At 39.3% G+C, this 14,882-nt stretch carries 13 protein-coding genes; all 13 read left to right on the top strand.

What is annotated here, in order from left to right:
• Positions 1 to 27: 27 nt before the first annotated feature.
• The 13 genes from accD to HCB49_RS06360 all read left to right on the top strand — a co-directional run bounded on the left by accD (position 28) and on the right by HCB49_RS06360 (position 14,874).
• A complete protein-coding gene (gene accD / locus HCB49_RS06420) occupies positions 28 to 912 on the top strand; it encodes an acetyl-CoA carboxylase, carboxyltransferase subunit beta (protein WP_185604408.1) in 885 nt (294 codons plus the stop codon).
• Positions 902 to 1,858 (top strand): acetyl-CoA carboxylase carboxyltransferase subunit alpha, encoded by a 957-nt coding sequence (locus HCB49_RS06415; RefSeq protein WP_185604407.1) that lies wholly within the window; start codon positions 902 to 904, stop codon positions 1,856 to 1,858. The genes accD and HCB49_RS06415 overlap by 11 nt, the downstream gene beginning before the upstream one ends.
• 283 nt (positions 1,859 to 2,141) lie before the next feature.
• Entirely contained in the window at positions 2,142 to 3,101 is a 960-nt protein-coding gene (pfkA, locus tag HCB49_RS06410; RefSeq protein WP_008947937.1) for a 6-phosphofructokinase, read from the top strand.
• 281 nt (positions 3,102 to 3,382) lie between these two features.
• Positions 3,383 to 5,140, top strand: a complete 1,758-nt coding sequence (gene pyk / locus HCB49_RS06405; RefSeq protein ID WP_185391473.1) for a pyruvate kinase — start codon at positions 3,383 to 3,385, stop codon at positions 5,138 to 5,140.
• 115 nt (positions 5,141 to 5,255) lie between these two features.
• Positions 5,256 to 5,633 carry an FxsA family protein gene (locus HCB49_RS06400; protein ID WP_185391472.1) on the top strand — a complete coding sequence of 126 codons (378 nt, stop codon included), beginning with the start codon at positions 5,256 to 5,258 and terminating at the stop codon, positions 5,631 to 5,633.
• Between the two features lie 157 nt (positions 5,634 to 5,790).
• Positions 5,791 to 6,252 (top strand): DUF441 domain-containing protein, encoded by a 462-nt coding sequence (locus tag HCB49_RS06395; RefSeq protein WP_008947934.1) that lies wholly within the window; start codon positions 5,791 to 5,793, stop codon positions 6,250 to 6,252.
• A gap of 36 nt (positions 6,253 to 6,288) precedes the next feature.
• On the top strand, positions 6,289 to 7,410 hold the full coding sequence (gene citZ, locus HCB49_RS06390) for a citrate synthase (protein ID WP_185391471.1): 1,122 nt from the start codon (positions 6,289 to 6,291) through the stop codon (positions 7,408 to 7,410).
• Positions 7,411 to 7,429: 19 nt separating this feature from the next.
• Complete coding sequence (gene icd / locus HCB49_RS06385; RefSeq protein WP_185604406.1) at positions 7,430 to 8,692, top strand: NADP-dependent isocitrate dehydrogenase; 1,263 nt, start codon at positions 7,430 to 7,432, stop codon at positions 8,690 to 8,692.
• A gap of 165 nt (positions 8,693 to 8,857) precedes the next feature.
• Positions 8,858 to 11,485, top strand: a complete 2,628-nt coding sequence (gene polA, locus HCB49_RS06380; RefSeq protein WP_185604405.1) for a DNA polymerase I — start codon at positions 8,858 to 8,860, stop codon at positions 11,483 to 11,485.
• 23 nt (positions 11,486 to 11,508) lie between these two features.
• A complete protein-coding gene (gene mutM, locus HCB49_RS06375; RefSeq protein WP_185604404.1) occupies positions 11,509 to 12,330 on the top strand; it encodes a DNA-formamidopyrimidine glycosylase in 822 nt (273 codons plus the stop codon).
• Between the two features lie 16 nt (positions 12,331 to 12,346).
• Complete coding sequence (gene coaE / locus HCB49_RS06370; RefSeq protein WP_185604403.1) at positions 12,347 to 12,949, top strand: dephospho-CoA kinase; 603 nt, start codon at positions 12,347 to 12,349, stop codon at positions 12,947 to 12,949.
• 78 nt (positions 12,950 to 13,027) lie between these two features.
• Positions 13,028 to 13,492, top strand: a complete 465-nt coding sequence (gene nrdR / locus HCB49_RS06365; protein WP_003762439.1) for a transcriptional regulator NrdR — start codon at positions 13,028 to 13,030, stop codon at positions 13,490 to 13,492.
• Positions 13,493 to 13,497: 5 nt separating this feature from the next.
• Positions 13,498 to 14,874 (top strand): replication initiation and membrane attachment family protein, encoded by a 1,377-nt coding sequence (locus tag HCB49_RS06360; RefSeq protein WP_185604402.1) that lies wholly within the window; start codon positions 13,498 to 13,500, stop codon positions 14,872 to 14,874.
• Positions 14,875 to 14,882: the final 8 nt, after the last annotated feature.

The following is a 14,882-nucleotide window of genomic DNA, read 5'->3' as shown; positions in this document are numbered from 1 at the left end:
AGAAAGCGTAAATGGGGAGGGTTATCCTTGTTAGGAGACTTGTTTACAAAACCAAAAAAGAGAAAATATGCCACAATTCCTTCTGACGGAACAAAAGCAGATGTTCCAGAAGGTATTATGACAAAATGTCCAGAATGTAAAAAAATAATGTATACCAAAGAATTGCAAAAAAATCTTATGGTATGTAATTATTGTGGTTTTCACCATCCAATTGGGGCAAATACACGAATCGATATGCTTGTTGATGAAGGATCTTTTGAAGAAATCGATGCTAATTTAACGACAGCAAATCCACTTGGTTTTGAAGATTATATGGATCGAATTGAGAAAGATAAGCAAAAGTCTGGTTTAAATGAGGCAATTGTTACGGGTCATGCGACTATTGACGGCAATCCACTTGTTATTGCAGTGATGGATTCTCGTTTTAGAATGGCGAGCATGGGCTCTGTTGTCGGTGAAAAAATCCTTCGTGCTGTGGAAGACGCTGATAAAACAAACAAACCATTTGTTATTTTCACTGCTTCCGGTGGTGCGCGTATGCAAGAAGGGATGCTTTCGCTTATGCAAATGGCGAAAACCTCTGCTGCATTCAAACGATTTAGCAACCACGGTGGGCTGGTTATTACGGTGATGACGCACCCAACTACTGGTGGCGTTTCTGCTAGTTTTGCATCACTTGGAGACTATAATTTTGCAGAACCAGGCGCGCTCATCGGCTTTGCTGGTCGCCGAGTGATTGAACAAACCGTTCGAGAAGAATTACCAGAAGACTTCCAAACGGCTGAGTTCTTATTAAAGCACGGACAACTAGATGATTGTATTTCACGTCTTGATTTGCAAAGTAAATTAAGTTTTATTTTAGGCATTCACGTGAAAACACCTGAAGCAGGAGGTGACGTTGATGGCGAATGAGATGGAATTTGAGAAACCGATTTTAGAATTAAAAAGTAAAATCGCTGACTTAAAAGAATACAATGAAACTTCTGATGTGGACTTAACCAATGAAATCGAAAAGCTGGAAAAACGTTTAGCGAAGTTGGAATCAAGCATTTATAGTAATATGACTGCTTGGGATAAATTTCAAGTAGCTCGCCATCCAGAGAGACCAACGACACTTGATTACATTCCGCTATTGTTTGAAGACTTTATGGAACTTCACGGGGATCGTGCATTTGGTGATGACGCTGCGATTGTTGGTGGTATTGCTACTTTTAACGGCACTCCGGTAACCGTTATCGGACACCAACGCGGTAAAGATACGAAAGACAATTTGCACCGTAATTTTGGTATGCCACATCCAGAAGGCTTCCGTAAGGCGCTACGTTTGATGAAACAAGCAGATAAATTTGGCCGACCAATTATTTGCTTCATCGATACAAAAGGTGCTTACCCAGGACGTGCTGCGGAAGAACGTGGACAAAGTGAAGCAATTGCTAGAAACCTTTATGAAATGAGCGATATGAAAGTACCAATTATTTCTATCGTTATCGGTGAAGGTGGAAGCGGTGGTGCACTTGCTCTTGGTCTTGGAAATCAGATTTTCATGCTTGAAAATGCAGTTTTCTCGGTTATTTCACCAGAAGGCGCAGCGGCAATTTTATGGAAAGATGCTAGTCAGGCGAAAAAAGCAGCAGAGTCTATGCGGATTACAGCTGGCGACTTGTTTGATTTAGGCATTACTGATGGAATTATTCCGGAAGTAAAAGGCGGTGCGCACCGTGATTTAACAGCGCAAGCCGAAGAAATTAATAAAGCTATCACAAAGTCTTTACATGCTTTAATGGCGTTTTCTGAAGATCAATTAATGGATCAACGTTATGAGAAATTCAAGAAAATCGGTGTATACGAGACTTTATAGATGATTTAAGAAGCGGATTTCCTCATTTTAGGAAATCCGCTTCTTTGGTATATGCCAAAGGATGAAAGAAAGTTTGTTTATTCACAAGTATAGACCAATTATGTTTATTTAAGCTATAAAGCCGTTTATTAGGATAATCGGAATAGACCGATGTTCAAAATGGCGTTTTATCAAGCTTATACTTAAAAAAAGTGTTCTGTTGGAGCTTTTCATTTGCCCTTTTTTCATGTAGAATAAACACATGTGATGAAAAACAATATCATTGTCTGAGGTGGTAAGTAAAATGAAACGAATTGCAATTTTAACAAGTGGAGGAGACGCTCCAGGAATGAATGCAGCCACTCGCGCTGTTGTACGGAAAGCAATCTATGAAGGACTCGAAGTTTACGGTATTAACTATGGCTTTTTAGGGCTAGTCAATGGCGATATTCGTAAATTAGAATTAGGTTCTGTTGGTGATTTACTTCACCGCGGAGGTACATTCCTTTATTCCGCAAGATATCCTGAATTCGCTACAGAAGAAGGACAACTTAAAGGAATCGAACAACTGAAAAAACATCAAATCGATGGCCTTGTTGTTATCGGTGGAGATGGTTCTTATCACGGAGCGGAAGCACTTACAAAACGTGGCTTCCCAACTATTGGTATCCCAGGAACTATTGATAATGATATTTCTGGAACTGATTTTACTATTGGTTTCGATACTGCACTGAACACTGTTCTTGATGCTCTAGATAAAATCCGCGATACAGCTACAAGTCATGAACGTACTTTCATTATTGAAGTTATGGGTCGTGACGCTGGTGATATCGCTCTTTGGTCTGGTCTTGCTGGTGGCGCTGAAGCTATCATCGTTCCAGAAGAAAGCTTTAACATGGATGATGTCGTGGATCGTTTGAACAAAGGTCGCGAACGTGGTAAAAAACATAGTATTATCGTTGTTGCAGAAGGCGTAATGTCTGGTAATGACTTTGCCAAACAATTAGCTGAATATGGCGATTATCATGCACGTGTAACGGTTCTTGGACATGTTCAACGTGGTGGTAGCCCAACTGCATTTGACCGTGTACTTGCAAGTCGTCTTGGTGCGCGCTCAGTAGAATTATTGTTAGAAAACCGCGGAGGATTAGCTGTTGGAATCCGTGAAAATAGAATTGTCGAAAATGACATTAGTGAAATTTTGAAAGAAAAACACACGCTTGATCAAAAATTATTTGATCTTGCATCTATTTTGTCGATTTAAAACGGCTGAAGAGCTGGCTGCCATGACAAAGCATGGTAGCCTTTCTTTGTGAAAATTTTTAGTAACGTATTAAAAATAAACTTTGTGGGTAAAGAGAAGTAAATCGTTAATTAGCGTGATGTAACAATCTAGAAAACGTTTTCCTGTTATCGTTACCACGTAGCACGATTGCACTTTTGTTCACAAACTGACTTGTTTTACAAGGTTGTTACTGGTAAAATGGGGAAGATATGTTTATAATAAATACGAATGAATAGCTAAGTTCTAGGAGGAGTAATAACATGAAAAAAACGAAAATTGTTTGTACAATTGGTCCTGCAAGTGAGTCAGTTGACACTTTAGTTCAGTTGATCGAAGCAGGAATGAACGTAGCACGTCTTAATTTCTCTCACGGAGACTTTGAAGAGCACGGTGCGCGTATTGTAAATATCCGTGAAGCATCGAAAAAAACTGGTAAACAAGTGGCAATCTTACTTGATACAAAAGGCCCAGAAATCCGTACAAACGACATGGTTGGTGGGAAATTAGAATTCCAAACAGGTGATGTTGTACGTGTTTCCATGACTCCAGTTGAAGGAACAAAAGAAAAATTCTCCGTTACTTACGGCGAACTTTACAATGATGTAGAAATCGGATCTTCCATTTTACTTGATGACGGTTTAATCGGTCTTGAAGTAATCGAAAAAGACGAAGCTACTCGCGAATTAGTAACTAAAGTACTTAACCCAGGTGTACTTAAAAATAAAAAAGGTGTTAACGTACCAAACGTTTCTATCAACCTACCAGGAATCACAGAAAAAGATGCTGCTGATATCCGCTTCGGTTTAGAACAAGGTATCGATTTTATCGCTGCATCTTTCGTACGTCGTGCTACAGATGTTCTTGAAATTACTAAAATTTTAGAAGAGCATAATGCAACTCACGTACAAATCATTCCTAAAATCGAAAACCAAGAGGGCGTTGACAATATCGACGAAATCTTACAAGTTTCTCAAGGCCTAATGGTTGCTCGTGGTGACCTAGGTGTTGAAATTCCTGCTGAAGAAGTTCCGATTGTACAAAAAGAACTTATCAGAAAATGTAATAAACTTGGTAAACCTGTTATTACTGCAACACAAATGCTTGATTCCATGCAACGTAACCCACGTCCAACTCGCGCTGAAGCAAGTGACGTAGCGAATGCGATTTTTGATGGAACTGATGCAATTATGTTATCTGGTGAAACAGCTGCTGGGGACTATCCAGTTGAAGCAGTTAAAATGATGGCGAAAATCGCTGTTCGTACTGAAGAAGTATTAGTCGCTCAAGACAAATTTGCGCTTAAACTTCATGAAAATACGGATATGACAGAAGCTATCGGTCAAGCTGTTGGTCATACTGCGAAAAACCTAAACGTACAAACTATCGTTGCTGCGACTCAAAGTGGTCACACAGCGCGTATGATCTCTAAATACCGTCCGAAATCTCATATCGTTGCTGTAACATTCAACGAGCATGTATATCGTGGCTTAGCTCTTTCATGGGGTGTTTATCCTCGTCTAGCTACTCCAGTTAGCAACACAGACGAAATGTTCGACCTTGCAGTAAAAGAATCTCTTGCTTCTGGCGTTGCAAAACAAGGCGATTTAATCATCATCACTGCTGGTGTTCCAGTTACAGAAAGTGGAACAACTAACGTAATGAAAATCCAATTAATTGGTGAAAAAGTTGCTAAAGGTCAAGGAATTGGCAGCAAATCTGTAATTGGTAAAGCAATCGTTGCTAAATCCAATGCAGAAGCACTTCAAAAAGCAGAAGAAGGCGGAATCTTAATCGTTAAAACAACAGATAAAGAAATCCTTCCTGCATTCGAGAAAAGTGCTGCAGTTGTTGTGGAAGAAGGCGGCTTAACTAGCCACGCAGCAGTTGTTGGAATCAACCTTGGCATTCCTGTCATTGTTGGTGCTAAAGATGCAACATCTCTTGTAAAAGACGGTGAAATTATCACTGTTGATTCTCGTCAAGGCGTTGTATATAACGGCAAAACAGCAACTCACTAAAATTTAACTTTCTAAAAGCGTCCCGCATGCGGGACGCTTTTTTTATGCACACTGTATTGTTTTTCGAATGCGGTAAAATAGGTTATAATAGTCAGTAAGTATTGGAGTTGATTTTATGAGAAAGTTTATTCTTTATTGGGCTTTATACGGCTTAATCGAATTAATTATGTATGTTTGGCTATTCCAAGTAATCGGCTTTTGGCCACTTCTTTTTATTCAAATAGCATCAAGCGCCTTTGGTATTTTTATTTTCAAACGTCTGGGTGGCAATCTGTTCCGAAATCTACGCGATGGACGTACAGTAGCACCGTATTTATTAGATAGTCTATGCTTTTTCATTGCTGGCTTTTTATTAATTATTCCAGGAATTATCACAACTGTGCTAGGTTTGCTCATTTTTATCCCGATTTCACGCAAACTACTAAAACCAAAATTAACCAAATGGCTCGGAAACCAAAAGAAACACACACAATATTATTATTTTGATATGTAATGCTAACCTCTATGGGAAAAACTTTTCTATAGAGGTTTCATTGAAAAAAGGGTAATTCATTTTCCTTATGGCATTTTAGTATTACTATAAGGTAAGTTTATGATATAATAATTGTTATCTCGCTTCCTAGATGCGTGATATTGAAAGGTGACTTAATATGTTTACGGAAAGTATGTTGTTTTTACTTCTTTTTTTACTTCTCGGACTTATAGCAAAAAATAATTCGCTCATCATTGCCGTAGCCGCCGTTATTCTATTGAAGCTATTTCATGTGGACGGCAAAGTGATGGAAATGATTCAAGCAAAGGGGATTAATTGGGGTGTAACGATTATAACCGTTGCTATCTTGATTCCAATCGCCACTGGTCAAATCGGTTTCAAAGATTTAATTGATTCTTTTAAATCGGCAGCTGGTTGGATTGGTCTTGGTGCTGGAATCGCCGTTTCTATTTTAGCGAAAAAAGGTGTAGGCTATATGGCTGTTGATCCGCAAGTAACCGTCTCGCTAGTATTTGGTACCATTTTAGCAGTGGTGCTTTTTAGAGGGATTGCTGCTGGACCAGTAATTGCAGCGGGTATTGCGTACATGGCAATGCAGTTAGTTGCATTCATCAAATAAGTACATACGTAAAAAAGGATAAAAGGAGGAAATGAAATGACGTTATCTAAAGGGTTAGAAAATGTATATGTTGCTGAAACTTCCATTAGCTCTATCATCGATGATATGTTAACATACGTTGGCTATGGTATTGATGATTTAATGGAAAACAATGCTTCTTTTGAAGAAGTAATTTACTTATTATGGCATTTGCGTTTGCCGAATAAAGATGAATTTAAAAAGTTTAAATTAGAAATACAAGAAAATATGGCTGTATCAGAAACGATTATTACGAGTTTAAGAATGCAGAACCACCAAAAATTACATCCGATGAGTGTTTTAAGAACAACCGTTTCGATGCTCGGTGTATTCGATACAGAAGCAGAACTGGACGACGGGGAAGCTGTTTACCGTAAAGGGCTTCGTCTTCAAGCGAAAATGCCGACAATTGTTGCTGCGTTTTCTCGAATTCGTCGCGGGCTAGATCCGATTCCACCAAGAGATGACTTAAATATGGCAGCGAATTTTCTTTATATGATTACGGGTGAAGAAGCGGATGCGTTATCTGTAGAAGCGATGAATAAAGCGCTTGTGCTGCACGCTGATCACGAATTTAATGCTTCTACGTTTACAGCGCGTGTGTGTGTGGCAACGCTTTCGGATGTTTATTCCGGCGTTACAGCTGCGATTGGTGCGCTGAAAGGTCCACTTCATGGTGGTGCCAACGAACGTGTGTTTGATATGTTAGAAGAAATTGACCAAGCTGGGGATGTGCGCAATTACATCCAAGAAAAAATCGATACAAAACAAAAAATCATGGGCTTCGGTCACCGTGTTTATCGCGGGGGAGATCCTCGTGCGCAACATTTACGTGAAATGTCCAGAAAATTAACAGCTGAAAAAGGCGAAGAAAAATGGTTTGATATTTCGATGCAAGTAGAAGAAGCGGTTTGGGAATTAAAACATTTAAAACCAAACGTCGATTTCTATTCAGCCTCCGTTTATCATGCGCTTGGTATTGACCGAGACTTATTTACATTAGTATTTTCTGTGAGCCGTGTATCCGGTTGGTTAGCGCATATTTTCGAGCAGTATCGCGATAATCGTCTTATCCGTCCGCGCGCCATTTACGTAGGACCTGAAAATAGAAGTTATTTACCTGTTGAAGAACGAATTTAATGGAGGAGGAACAAACTTTATGAGTCAAAAAATTCAAGTAGAAAACGGTGTACTAAAAACGCCAAACAACCCAGTTATCCCTTTTATTGAAGGGGACGGAACTGGTCCAGATATCTGGGCAGCTGCAAAACGTGTTTTAGATGCGGCAGTAAAAAAAGCATATAATGGCGAAAAAGAAATCGCGTGGAAAGAAGTATTAGCTGGTGAAAAAGCATTCAAACAAACAGGCGAATGGCTTCCACAAGCAACTTTAGACACGATTGATGAGTATTTAATTGCTATCAAAGGCCCGCTTACAACACCAATTGGCGGAGGTATTCGTTCATTAAACGTTGCCTTGCGTCAAGAATTAGATTTATATGTATGTTTACGTCCGGTTCGTTACTTTAAAGGTGTCCCGTCTCCAGTAAAACGTCCTGAAGACACAGATATGGTTATTTTCCGTGAGAATACAGAAGATATTTACGCAGGAATCGAATTTAAAGAAGGTAGCGAAGAATCGAAAAAATTGATTGCCTTCTTAAAATCTGAGTTTGGTGTGGATAAGATTCGTTTCCCGGAAACTTCTGGTATTGGTATTAAGCCGATTTCGAAAGAAGGAACCGAGCGTTTAGTGCGTTCTGCGATTGAATATGCAATCAAAGAAGGTCGTAAGTCATTAACACTCGTACACAAAGGAAACATCATGAAATTCACAGAAGGAGCTTTCAAAAATTGGGGCTATGACTTATGTGAACGCGAATATGGTGATAAAGTATTTACTTGGAATGAGTATGATCGCATTAAAGAAGCGGAAGGTACAGAAGCTGCTGATGCGAAACAAAGCGAAGCACTTGCTGCTGGTAAAATTTTAGTAAAAGATTCGATTGCAGATATTTTCTTACAACAAATCTTAACGCGTCCGGCAGAGTTTGATGTCGTTGCTACGATGAACTTAAATGGAGATTACATTTCTGATGCCCTTGCAGCTCAAGTAGGTGGAATCGGTATTGCTCCAGGAGCGAACATTAACTACTTAACTGGCCACGCAATTTTCGAAGCAACACATGGTACGGCACCGAAATACGCAGGCCTTGATAAAGTAAACCCATCCTCTGTTATTTTATCCGGAACGCTTTTACTTGAACACATTGGTTGGGGTGAAGCAGCTGCATTAATTAATAGCTCGATGGAAAAAACAATCGCTGCAAAAACAGTAACTTATGATTTTGCTCGATTAATGGATGGCGCGACAGAAGTTAAATGTTCGGAATTTGCGGATGAATTAATTAAAAACTTCTAATTTTGTTCGGTTTCGAGTTATGAAACTAGTTCGTATTTCTTTTTCGTGTGATAATTGTACGTATTTAAAACAAACCATTTAATCCCATTCGGATAAGTGGTTTGTTTTTATGTTCCTATGGTAAAATAGACACAAGTGAATGATAATATCGAGGAGGATATCCCTGTGAATAAATTAGTATTAATTGATGGAAATAGTATTGCGAACCGCGCGTTTTATGCGCTACCGCTTTTAAATAACGATAAAGGTGTCTATACAAATGCGGTGTATGGATTCGCGATGATGCTGATGAATGTATTGGAGAAAGAAAAGCCTAGCCATGTACTCGTTGCTTTTGATGCGGGGAAAACGACTTTTCGCCATACGACTTTTAAAGGCTACAAAGGCGGACGTCAAAAAACGCCAAGTGAATTATCCGAGCAATTTCCATTCATCCGAGAGCTTTTAACTGCTTACGATATCCCGCAATATGAACTTGCCAACTATGAGGCAGACGATATTATCGGAACGTTAACGAAAAAAGCAGAAGCAGACGGGATGGAAGTGGCAATCATTACTGGAGACCGTGATTTAACACAATTAGCTTCTGAAAAAACAACGGTCTATATTACGAAAAAAGGTATAGCGGACATGGAAACAAATACGCCAGAAACACTAAAAGAAAAATATGATCTAACTCCTGCACAAATCATTGATATGAAAGGTTTAATGGGCGATTCATCAGACAATATCCCAGGTATCCCAGGTGTAGGTGAAAAAACTGCCTTAAAACTGTTGCATGAATTTGGCGGAACCGTAGAAAGCGTATTAGACCATGCCGAGGAAATTTCCGGTAAAAAACTAAAAGAAAAAGTACTAGAAAACAAAGAATTAGCCATTTTGAGTAAAGAACTAGCAACAATCAATGTCGATTCACCAATTGAATGCACGGTTGAAAGCACAAAATACGACGGCTATCAAACAGAAAAAGTAATTCCACTTTTAAAAGAAATGAACTTTACGACATTGTTGAAAAACATCGAAGGCGACACGCCAGAAGAAGCGAAAGAATTAAAAGAATTGTCTTTTGAAATAGTAACGGAATTAAAAGAGAAACATTTTGGTGGGAAAACTGCGCTTTACGTGGAGTTAGAAAATGATAACTACCATACGGCGAATTTCATTGGTTTAACTATTCATTCTAGCCAAGGAACGTATTTCTTTACGAAAGAAACAGCCGAAAATAGCACCGCTTTCCGCGAATGGGTTGAAAGTGACCAAACAAAAGTAGTGTACGATGCGAAGAAAACAATGGTAGCAATGAATCGTATTGGTCTTGCTATTTCAGGCATCACATTTGATATCATGTTAGCTTCCTATTTACTAAACCCGTCCGATTCGATTGATGATTTTACAAGTGTAGCAGTACGTCATGATTACACAGAGGTAGAAACAGACGAAGCAGTGTACGGAAAAGGAGCAAAACGGAGCACGCCAGAAGAAAGTATTGTCGCGGCACATCTTTCCAGAAAAGCAGTAGCAATTGCTGACTTAGAAAAAAGGCTTGTCGATGATTTAGAGGAAAATGAACAATTAGCTTTGATGGAAGATTTAGAGCTACCTTTAACATTTGTTTTAGCGCAAATGGAAATGCAAGGAGTCAGCGTTGATACAGAGCGTCTTGAAAATATGAAAGTAGAACTAGCTGGCAGACTGAAAACGTTAGAAGAATCCATTCACTCGCTAGCAGGCGAAGAATTCAACATCAATTCACCGAAGCAATTAGGTGTAATTTTATTTGAAAAACTGGGGCTTCCACCAGTGAAGAAAACAAAAACAGGTTATTCAACAGCTGCCGACGTGCTAGAAAGCCTATCAGGACAGCATGATATTATTGATGAAATTTTGCTATATCGCCAACTTGGTAAAATTCAGTCCACCTATATCGAAGGGCTGCTTAAAGTTACAGACAAAGAAACGCATAAAGTCCATACACGTTTTAATCAAACGCTAACCCAAACAGGACGTTTAAGTTCGGTCGATCCAAACTTGCAAAACATCCCAATTCGCTTAGAAGAAGGGCGTAAAATCAGACAAGTGTTTGTACCAAGTAAACCGGGCTGGAAAATGTTTTCTGCCGATTATTCGCAAGTAGAGTTACGCGTCTTAGCGCATATTTCGGAAGATGAAAATTTAATTTACGCCTTTAAACACGATTATGATATTCATACGAAAACAGCAATGGATGTTTTTCATGTCGAGCAAGATGAAGTAGATTCCTTAATGCGCCGTCAAGCAAAAGCGGTAAACTTCGGTATCGTTTATGGGATTAGTGATTACGGTCTATCTCAAAATCTGGGTATTACGCGAAAAGAAGCAAAAGACTTTATTGACCGCTATTTTGTGAGCTATCCTGCCGTGAAAGAATATATGCAAGATATTGTTCGTTTTGCGAAAGAAAAAGGCTACGTGGAGACCATTTTACATCGTCGTCGTTATATTCCGGAGATTGTGAGTCGTAATTTCAACGTTCGCGGATTTGCGGAAAGAACAGCGATGAACACGCCAATCCAAGGTAGTGCCGCAGATATTATCAAAAAAGCGATGATTCTGATGAGCGAGCGCTTAAAATCTGAAAAATTAGAAGCAAAATTATTACTTCAAGTGCATGATGAATTGATTTTCGAAGCACCGGAAGCCGAAATCGCTAAATTAGAAGAAATTGTACCAGATGTGATGGAAAATGCTGTAGAACTTTCTGTACCGCTTAAAGTAGATAGCGCATTTGGTGACACATGGTATGACGCGAAATAAATAGAGAAACGGGGAGTTTATATATGCCAGAAATGCCGGAAGTCGAAAATGTCCGCGCAACATTACAAGAACTAGTCCCAGGTAAAAAAATAGACCAAGTAATTGTCCGTGTTCCAAAAATGATTGTCGCAACCCCGCCCGATGAATTTGTTCATATGCTTGTCGGGCAAGAAATAGAAGGCGTGCGCCGTCGTGGCAAATTTTTGCTATTTGATTTGACTAACTGTACGATTTTATCCCATTTGCGGATGGAAGGTAAGTTTCGCTTAATGGATGAGAATGAGGAAGTCAGCAAGCACACCCATATTATTTTTCATTTTGAAGACCACACGGAATTACGCTTTTTAGATGTGCGGAAATTCGGAACGATGGAAGTGACTAGTAAATACGGCGAGGCGGAAACACGGTCGATAAAAAAATTGGGCCCAGAGCCGTTAACGGAAGCATTTACTTTAGCTGATTTTGCAACAGGTGTAAAAAAGACAAGCCGCGCTATTAAAACGGCTTTGCTTGATCAAAAATTAGTTGCAGGAGTGGGAAATATTTATGCGGACGAAATTTGTTTTGTAGCAAAAGTGCGTCCTGAAAGAGCAGCGAATTCGCTTTCTAATAAAGAAATTAAACGAATTTTTGAAGCGACAAAAAGCATTATGACCGAAGCAGTTGCGCTTGGTGGGTCCACGGTTAGAACTTATGTGAACTCTCAAGGGAAACTAGGCCAGTACCAAGATAAACTAAAAGTGTACGGAAAAACGAGCGAATCGTGCGTTATTTGCGGGACACCAATCGAAAAAATTAAATTGAATGGACGCGGGACGCATTTTTGCCCGAATTGTCAAAAGTAGAAAGCGAGCTGGAATCATGGGTAAAACAATTGGGTTAACAGGAAGCGTAGCAACAGGGAAGTCAACTGTGAGTAACATGATTCAGCAAGCTGGTATTCCGCTAGTTGATGCAGACGTGGCGGCTCGGAAAGTCGTGGAGCCAGGTACTGATGGACTGGCGGAAATTGTTGCTTACTTTGGTGCTGAAATTTTGTTAGCGGATGGCACGTTAAATCGCCCGAAACTAGCAGAAATTATTTTTAATGATAAAGAAAAACGCGAAAAGTTAAATGGAATTACGCACCCTCGTGTGAAAGATTATATGTTAGCGGAGCGAGAACGTTATTTTGAAGCGGGAGAGGAAGTGGTGTTTTTTGATATTCCGCTGTTGTTTGAAAGTCATTTAGAATCGTTGGTTGATCAAATTGTCGTTGTTTGGACGACTAAAGAAACTGAGTTACAGCGCTTAATGAAGCGAAATAATTTGACCGAAGAAGAAGCTTTAGCAAGAATTAATAGCCAAATGAGTATTGACGAAAAGGCCAAAAAAGCGGATTTTGTGATTGATAATAATACGTCACTTGAAAAGACACAAAAGCAAGTTCTTACTTTTATTGAACGATTTGTTAAGAACAAATAGCCACCCTTAGTTTCACATGGTATAATGAGGCATACAAATAAACAGATAAAGAAATGCTAGGGATAGGAGTGATTTTTTGTGAGATGTCCTACTTGTAAATATAATGGCACGCGTGTTGTAGACTCAAGACCGGCCGACGATGGTAATTCCATCAGAAGACGACGTGAATGTGAAAAATGCGGATTTCGTTTTACCACTTTTGAAAAGGTAGAAGAGAGTCCTTTAATAGTTGTAAAAAAAGACGGAGCAAGAGAAGAATTTGCTCGTGAAAAAGTAAGACGCGGCTTAATCAGAGCCTGTGAAAAACGGCCAGTTAGCGCGGAACAAATTGAAGAAATTGTCAACGAAGTGGAGCGCGAACTAAGGAACATCGGCGACAGTGAAATCGCTTCTGATTTGATTGGCGAAAAAGTAATGAATAAATTAGCGAGTCTGGATGAAGTTGCCTACGTGCGCTTTGCTTCGGTTTATCGCCAGTTTAAAGATATTAGTGTATTTGTAGAAGAATTAAAAGATTTGATGGAAAAAAATAAAGATAGGTGAGTAAATTGACGGAATTTTGGATGGAACTTCAAGCGGTAGACAGCTATCAAGTGAAGGCAAGTGGGATCTTGACGGGCGCCGACAGAAAAATAATTACAATGTTATATCAACCGCTAATGGGGGCGGAATGTCTTGCTTTATACCAAACACTGTTCACAGAAGTCGAAGAAAACAGACTTTGGTCAGAAGCGCATTCGCACGTCCAACTTTTAAATATGCTTGATATTAGTTTAAAAGCGTTATTCGAAGCACGGCTAAAATTGGAAGGTTTAGGCCTTCTAAAAAGTTATGTGAAAACCGAAAACGACCAACGCTTTTATATTTACGAAATCTTGCCACCGTTATCACCAGAAAAGTTTTTTTCAGATGGTCTATTGAATATTTATTTATATAGCAAAATTGGCAATGCGCAGTTTCAACGTTTGCGTCGCTTTTTTGCAGATGAGACGTTCGAAACCACTACATATAGCGAAATTACTCGTTCATTCCAAGACGTTTTTGAACCATTTAAAGGTGGGAGTAGCGCTGTTCCATCTGAATCCAACCAAGTTTTAGTAGATAAAGTTGAGGCAAAAGAAATTGAATTTGATGATGCTAGTTTTGATTTTAATTTATTTTTAAGTTTACTGTCTCCGGGTATGATTGCCCGCGAAAAAATAACAAAAGAAGTACGACAAACGATTTTAAAATTGCACGGAATTTACCAAGTTTCCGAAAAAGACATGCCAAGCTATTTGTACCGTGCACTTGATGCGAATGGCGAAATTGACATTGTTTATTTACGGAAAATCGTTCGCGAAGGATACACAATTGAAAATGGAGCACCGCCAAAACTACAAATGAAGCAGGAAACACCGGTCAGCCGAGAGCCAGAGGAAGCATTGAATGACGAGGAAGCGCTCCAAGTTTACTTAGAGAGCATTACGCCATTTCAATTGTTGGTTGATATTTCAGATGGCGCAGTGCCCGCTGAAACGGATTTGCGCGTCGTAGAAGAAGTGATGAATCAGCAAAATTTACCGGTTCCTGTAATGAATGTACTAATTGAGTACGTATTACTTCGCCTTGACCGCAAACTTTCCAAAAATTATATGATGACCATTGCAGCTCACTGGAAACGAAAAAACGTGAAAACTGCCAAAGAAGCAATGGATCTCGCCTGGCAAGAGCACGAAAAATACAAACGTCTCCAAGAAGAACCAGCTACACCTAAAGCGAATAATTACAACCGAAATTATCAAAAATCAACTCGAAAAGAAATTTTACCGGACTGGTTTGATAAAGAACAAGTTGCTCCAGCAGAAAATAAAATGACCGACAAAGAAAAACAAACACTCGAAGATCAAGTTCGTGAAATTAAAGAACGACTAAATAAAAGGTAGGTGAAGAA

It is taken from the genome of Listeria cossartiae subsp. cayugensis, from assembly GCF_014229095.1.
Classification (GTDB): Bacteria; Bacillota; Bacilli; order Lactobacillales; family Listeriaceae; genus Listeria; species Listeria cayugensis.
This window is presented reverse-complemented; position numbering and strand designations above follow the sequence as displayed.

What these genes read in the sequence shown, in the direction of transcription:
- coaE (WP_185604403.1), top strand. Translation starts at nt 12,347, where the DNA reads ATGGGTAAAACAATTGGGTTAACAGGAAGCGTAGCAACAGGGAAGTCA.
- icd (WP_185604406.1), top strand. Translation starts at nt 7,430, where the DNA reads ATGAGTCAAAAAATTCAAGTAGAAAACGGTGTACTAAAAACGCCAAAC.
- HCB49_RS06415 (WP_185604407.1), top strand. Translation starts at nt 902, where the DNA reads ATGGCGAATGAGATGGAATTTGAGAAACCGATTTTAGAATTAAAAAGT.
- pfkA (WP_008947937.1), top strand. Translation starts at nt 2,142, where the DNA reads ATGAAACGAATTGCAATTTTAACAAGTGGAGGAGACGCTCCAGGAATG.
- citZ (WP_185391471.1), top strand. Translation starts at nt 6,289, where the DNA reads ATGACGTTATCTAAAGGGTTAGAAAATGTATATGTTGCTGAAACTTCC.
- mutM (WP_185604404.1), top strand. Translation starts at nt 11,509, where the DNA reads ATGCCAGAAATGCCGGAAGTCGAAAATGTCCGCGCAACATTACAAGAA.
- HCB49_RS06400 (WP_185391472.1), top strand. Translation starts at nt 5,256, where the DNA reads ATGAGAAAGTTTATTCTTTATTGGGCTTTATACGGCTTAATCGAATTA.
- pyk (WP_185391473.1), top strand. Translation starts at nt 3,383, where the DNA reads ATGAAAAAAACGAAAATTGTTTGTACAATTGGTCCTGCAAGTGAGTCA.
- HCB49_RS06395 (WP_008947934.1), top strand. Translation starts at nt 5,791, where the DNA reads ATGTTTACGGAAAGTATGTTGTTTTTACTTCTTTTTTTACTTCTCGGA.